The sequence below is a fragment of the bacterium genome (assembly GCA_030019025.1).
In the GTDB taxonomy this organism is placed as follows: Bacteria; Hydrothermota; Hydrothermia; order UBA1063; family UBA1063; genus UBA1063.
This window is the reverse complement of sequence record JASEFR010000044.1, coordinates 1-5,162: the sequence shown is the minus strand read 5'-3', so window position 1 is coordinate 5,162 and position 5,162 is coordinate 1. Positions and strand designations below refer to the sequence as shown.

The window sequence follows — 5,162 nt, the reverse complement described above, 5'->3', positions numbered from 1 at the left end:
TCACCCTTATGGGATAAAGAAGATCCTCTATACCAACTTTATCTAAAGGGATCTTTCTTAGGTCGTGCTGATTCTGAACGTCCTTCATCTTCAAACATCACAGATCAAATAGGTTTCAAAACCATCCGGGGTTTTCCTTATATCCAGATTGTGGTAAGTGACGCTCTTAATTTCCTTTTTCAGCCTATGTCTCTCAGGATCGTAGTCCTCATAAAAAAGCTTTGCATTAATTGAGGTACCCTCTATTTTCAGTTCACAATCGGTAAAAATCTTCCCTTCAACAATCGTTCTAAAAATAACCTCACTCAAAAAATCCACAAGGAGGTCCTCTAAGGTTTCCGCCCTATCCATATATGTTAACTCTTTTTGTTCACCCTTCCTTTTATTCTCAACCATCGCATTAACTATAGCCTCAAAACCGCTTTTAAACAACTCTTCAAGGGTTTTCCCGTATATCCTTACTCCAAAGTCTGCTGTGTGGTCAAGAATTTCGTATGGCATAGTTCATCTCCATTTAATTTTGTAAGCAAAACTTACACCTCTCGGAAACAATGCCAGTTCAACTTTTTCTTTAAAATTAAATAAATGAGCATCCACATAGGCATCAGCCAACGAATATAGCCATGTTCCCAAAAAATAAAACCCATAGGAAAGGCTTTCGTTAAACATTTGCAAATCCCCGGATTTTCTGTATTTAACGTAGCGGGAAATAGAGTTGTATCCGGTAAAGACCTCCACTGATGCAACAATAAAACCTTTCAAGTACTTCTCGTTATAAAATTGCCCTCCACCCGGCAAAAAGGCTGACATGAGGACCGCTTTTCCCGGATTTTTTCCTTCCACTCCCACTAAAATAAGGACCAAAAAAGTAAGGAATTTCATTTCTTTTTAAATAACTTTCTCAAACCCTTTAGAATTTTTTTTAACCTCAAAAGAAGGACAAGGAAAAAGGCCTCTTTGATTATTCTTTTAGACATCTTTGAGGTTCCTGACCTTCTTTCTATAAAGATAATTGGAACCTCCTTTATCCTAAAGCCCTTTTCATAAGCGTAGTAATCCATTTCTATCTGAAAGGCATAACCATCGGAGTGAATTTTTGAAAGGTCTATACTTTCAAGCACTTTTTTCCTAAAACACTTGAAGCCTGCGGTGAGGTCCTTTACCGGTACACCTGTAACGACACGTGCATAAACATTTGCAAAATAAGACAAAATTAACCTTTTCAATGGCCAATTAACCACGCTTATTCCATCGGTATAGCGCGAACCAATTACTAAATCTGCCTCCTTAGCGGCTTCAATAAGCCTTGGCAAGTCTTCTGGATTGTGAGAAAAATCGGCATCCATTTCTACCACTAAATCATAGCCCTTCTTCAGAGCATACTTAAAGCCTTCCACATAGGCAGTTCCAAGGCCAAGCTTTGCTGGCCTTGCTAAAAGATTTACCCTTTCACCATATCTCTCCATAAGGAGCTTCACTTCTTCCTGAGTGCCATCGGGCGAGTTATCGTCAACGACAAGAACATCTATGTTTTCCCCCTTAGAAAGGACTATGGGGACGATGTCTCTTATATTCTCTCTTTCGTTATAAGTTGGAATAATCACAAGAACTTTCTCCATAGGTTTAGAATAAAGCCTTAGCCCTGTTCCTTCAATGGAATTACATCCTTTAACAATCTATCCCATTGATTTCTAACCTCCGTTATCAATTCATCTTTTGTAACAGGCTGTGCGCCAAGTTTGGTAATTTCAATACCGGCGCCAATCGTAGCCAAGACAGAGGCTTCAAAAAGGGAAAGTCCGGCGCTCATACCAAGAGCAAGCAAGGAAATAACCATATCTCCCGCACCTGTAACATCAAAAACCTTTTTATGAAGTGATGGGATGTGATAAATCTCATCCCCATTGGAAATGTACATACCTTCCTCGCCTTTCGTAACCACCAGGTTTTTTATATTTAATTTTTTCCTAAAAGTCTCGACACTCGTTCCGAAGTTTCCACGAAACTTTTTTATACCTGTGGCTTTCTTGAATTCCTCAAAGTTGGGTTTAACCAAAAAGGCATTCTTCATTGAGCTATAATACTCAAATTTGGGATCGACGAAAACCGGTGCAGGGGAAGAAGCTATTATCGTTCTATACATAAAACCATCTAAGACCCCTTTGTTGTAATCCTCAATAATTATAAAATCGGCATTTTGTGATTGGATTATTACATTCTCAAGAATTTTTTTCTTAATTTTGCCACTCCGATCATTCAAATCCTCCCAGTCAATCCTCAGGAGTTGCTGACCCCTGGCAATTATCCTGTTTTTAACTATTGTGCTCCTACTCTTAACTACCTCTACCATTTCAACTTCAATCCCCTGGCTCTCCATTAAATCAATAAGCATCTCACCCTCAAAATCCTCTCCCACGAGGCCTGCAACCATTACCTCAGCTCCAAAGGATATCAAATTATTCGCTACGTTCGCTGCGCCACCAACTCTGAACTCATCGTGTTCTACTCGCACAACAGGCACAGGCGCCTCCGGGGAAATTCTCTCCACCGTTCCAAAAGAATAGACATCAAGCATCAGATCTCCTACTACAATTCCCCTCAGTTCCTTAAATCTCTCAATGGCCTCCAGAATCTTTTCCATTTCATCCCTCCACCATTACTTTCAAAAATCGAGAAAACCTAAACAACATAATCTTTTTCCCAACATCTACAAGACAAAATTTGCTTCCTGTTTCTTTTAACTTTCCTATTGCTTTCTCTAATGGAAGATCTCCACTTAAAACCGGAAGAGAAACTATGCTGGATTTTACGTTTCGAGTTAGAAGAAACTTTTTAAAATCAACTAAGCCGAGAATTTTGTTATTTTCCGAAATGAGAATGGGGCCATTTGATCTGAATGGATTCTTCACCAAATCTTCAACATCAATCACAAACCTGTCAACAGGTTCTGCAAACTCTTTCAATTTCAACTCCTGCCATCGAGAAAGGAAAAGGATCAACCTTGCCCTCTCGCTATCCAGTTCACCATCCCTAACGGAATCTGAAACCAATAACTTAATAATTTCAGCAGCCTCTTTTTTCCTCTCGCCCCTGAATAATCGAATAGGAAACAACATTAAAAGAATGACTCTGTTTACTGGAATTGCAAGATAAGAAAACATAAATATAAAAGGGGCAAAGAACTTAACTATTGCACTGCTCCTTTCCCTTGCAAGATTTTTGGCAAAAAATTCGGATAAGAGTAGTGAAAGGGAAATGATGATACCAGAAATACCTATGGACTCTGCAGCCTCTAATCCAAGACCTTTCAAAAACCAGAAAGCCACGATGGAGGAGGCAGACTCAAAAAAGTTTAATCCAACAAGGACAGTGGTTATTACTTCTTCAGCATTTAGTAGAAATTTTCTATACTTTCCCGCAATTCCAACAAAATCTTTTCTTCGGCAAAGAATATACCCAGTCTCAAAGGCTGAGAATACAAAAACCATTAAGATGCAAACCACCAAAATTAAAAACCAGATCATTTAAGTTCAACCTTAATTTTATTAAGTTTCGCAAATTCCTTTTCTATAACCTCAAATTTAATACCTTCTAATTCAATAAATTCGCCTTCATCTGGAATCCTCCCCGTTAATTCCATTATTAGACTCTGTACTGTAGGGGTGTCAAAGGGAATTCTTTTCCTGAGAATCAATTCCATATCGTGAAGTGGAAGGTCTCCACTGACAATTAGACTTCTTTTGCCGATCCACTTCACCGGGGGCTCGGGGTAAAATCTTTCAAGAACATCCCACTGGGTCAACACCCCCACAAAATTACCATACTCGTCGATCACGGCAAAAAATTCATCATCAGGGTGATCTTTCAAAATTTTCAAAACCCGAACATTCACAGGGACCACCGGACATTCAGTAACGAACCTTTCCACTTTTTCTTCAGGATCTGCTTGGATAATCCTCGTATCACCCACTTTTAACACGCCTAAAAACTCAGAGCCGTCCAGAACAGGATAGTTGGAGTAAGAGTGCCTCCCTACTACCTCTAAAAAATATTTAACTGTGTCAGTCGGTTTTAAGGCAACGATGTCATCTCGCGGTGTCATAAGCTCCCCAACCCTGATATGGAGAATAGATATCCTTGAGCTCAATGCAGGATCTGAGGTAATTGCAAGCTCTTCCATTTCGTCAAGAACGTCACCTGCAGTATCATCGGCTTCTTCCAAACTAAAGGAAGGAATAAACTTTGCAACGGGTTTCAATAAAAGAAAAAAAGGATAAACGACTAAAGAATTAATACTGAGCATCTTAAGTGGATACTTAACCGCTATTAATTTAGAGCTAACTTCGCCAAAGAGAAGGATAATTGTAGTGAAAATCAATATATCAACGAATTGAGTTAATCCAGAAGGTAATCGCATATTACCCAAAAAGCTCCAGAAAAGCGATGAAAAAATAGACGCAGCAAAGGTGTTCACAAAGGTATTGGAAACAAGAAGCGAGAAAAGGGTCTCTTTTTCAAATTGCTTCAATTCCTCAGCGATACGGAAAATTAAACGATTTTTAATCTTCTCAAGTTCTGCACGTAAAGTGGAAAAAATTGCCGTTTCACACCCGCTTAAATTAAAGGAAAAAAAAAAAAGCAAAAAGAAAATCAGGATTTTTCCCATAAAGCGAGATACTCTTCTTCTTTCTTACCCATTAACCTCGCCTTGCTTTTGTCCTTGTGATCATAACCTACAATGTGAAGTAGTCCGTGAATGCAATATCTTGCCATTTCATATTCGGCATCAAATCCATACTCCTTAGCCCTTTTCCTTGCGGTATCAACGGAAATGTAAATTTCCCCTATCTCATCAAGATTAAAGGATATGACATCAGTGGGTCTATTTTTCCCCAAAAAGGTTCTATTAATCCTTTTGATTCGATTATCCGTCGTTAAAATCACATTTATTTCTGAAAAGGAATGTTCTTCCCCTCGCAGAATATAGCCTATGAGTCTTTTCACTCTCTTTTTAAAAACAGGCGATAGCTTTACTTTCCCGTATTCAATAACCCTTATCTTCATGATACTTAATCCTTAAATGATACTGGTTCAATAAAATCTTGAGCAGTTCTTCTTTTATTTTTTCAAGCTCTGCGTAAGTCAGATCCGTTTCGGAAAAC

At 38.7% G+C, this 5,162-nt stretch carries 8 protein-coding genes; all 8 read right to left on the bottom strand.

Annotated elements, in window-relative coordinates:
• Positions 1–88: GTP cyclohydrolase, FolE2/MptA family (locus QMD82_08390; GenBank protein MDI6851934.1), on the bottom strand; the 88-nt coding region annotated here is incomplete at its 3' end.
• 2 nt (positions 89–90) lie between these two features.
• Positions 91–501: an archease gene (locus QMD82_08385; GenBank protein ID MDI6851933.1), complete on the bottom strand. Its 411-nt coding sequence runs from the start codon at positions 499–501 to the stop codon at positions 91–93.
• 3 nt (positions 502–504) lie between these two features.
• Positions 505–882 (bottom strand): DUF5683 domain-containing protein, encoded by a 378-nt coding sequence (locus tag QMD82_08380; protein MDI6851932.1) that lies wholly within the window; start codon positions 880–882, stop codon positions 505–507.
• Positions 879–1,619 (bottom strand): polyprenol monophosphomannose synthase, encoded by a 741-nt coding sequence (locus QMD82_08375; protein ID MDI6851931.1) that lies wholly within the window; start codon positions 1,617–1,619, stop codon positions 879–881. The genes QMD82_08380 and QMD82_08375 overlap by 4 nt, the downstream gene beginning before the upstream one ends.
• A 17-nt stretch (positions 1,620–1,636) precedes the next feature.
• On the bottom strand, positions 1,637–2,641 hold the full coding sequence (locus QMD82_08370; GenBank protein ID MDI6851930.1) for a bifunctional ADP-heptose synthase: 1,005 nt from the start codon (positions 2,639–2,641) through the stop codon (positions 1,637–1,639).
• Between the two features lies 1 nt (position 2,642).
• Complete coding sequence (locus tag QMD82_08365) at positions 2,643–3,524, bottom strand: CNNM domain-containing protein (GenBank protein ID MDI6851929.1); 882 nt, start codon at positions 3,522–3,524, stop codon at positions 2,643–2,645.
• On the bottom strand, positions 3,521–4,666 hold the full coding sequence (locus QMD82_08360; protein MDI6851928.1) for a CNNM domain-containing protein: 1,146 nt from the start codon (positions 4,664–4,666) through the stop codon (positions 3,521–3,523). The genes QMD82_08365 and QMD82_08360 overlap by 4 nt, the downstream gene beginning before the upstream one ends.
• Entirely contained in the window at positions 4,651–5,064 is a 414-nt protein-coding gene (gene ybeY / locus QMD82_08355) for an rRNA maturation RNase YbeY (protein MDI6851927.1), read from the bottom strand. The genes QMD82_08360 and ybeY overlap by 16 nt, the downstream gene beginning before the upstream one ends.
• Between the last annotated feature and the right edge of the window lie 98 nt (positions 5,065–5,162).

Excerpts from the sequence above, each read along its gene's own strand:
- QMD82_08385 (MDI6851933.1), bottom strand. The coding sequence starts at position 501 with ATGCCATACGAAATTCTTGACCACACAGCAGACTTTGGAGTAAGGATA.
- QMD82_08360 (MDI6851928.1), bottom strand. The coding sequence starts at position 4,666 with ATGGGAAAAATCCTGATTTTCTTTTTGCTTTTTTTTTTTTCCTTTAAT.
- QMD82_08365 (MDI6851929.1), bottom strand. The coding sequence starts at position 3,524 with ATGATCTGGTTTTTAATTTTGGTGGTTTGCATCTTAATGGTTTTTGTA.
- QMD82_08380 (MDI6851932.1), bottom strand. The coding sequence starts at position 882 with ATGAAATTCCTTACTTTTTTGGTCCTTATTTTAGTGGGAGTGGAAGGA.
- QMD82_08375 (MDI6851931.1), bottom strand. The coding sequence starts at position 1,619 with ATGGAGAAAGTTCTTGTGATTATTCCAACTTATAACGAAAGAGAGAAT.
- QMD82_08370 (MDI6851930.1), bottom strand. The coding sequence starts at position 2,641 with ATGGAAAAGATTCTGGAGGCCATTGAGAGATTTAAGGAACTGAGGGGA.
- ybeY (MDI6851927.1), bottom strand. The coding sequence starts at position 5,064 with ATGAAGATAAGGGTTATTGAATACGGGAAAGTAAAGCTATCGCCTGTT.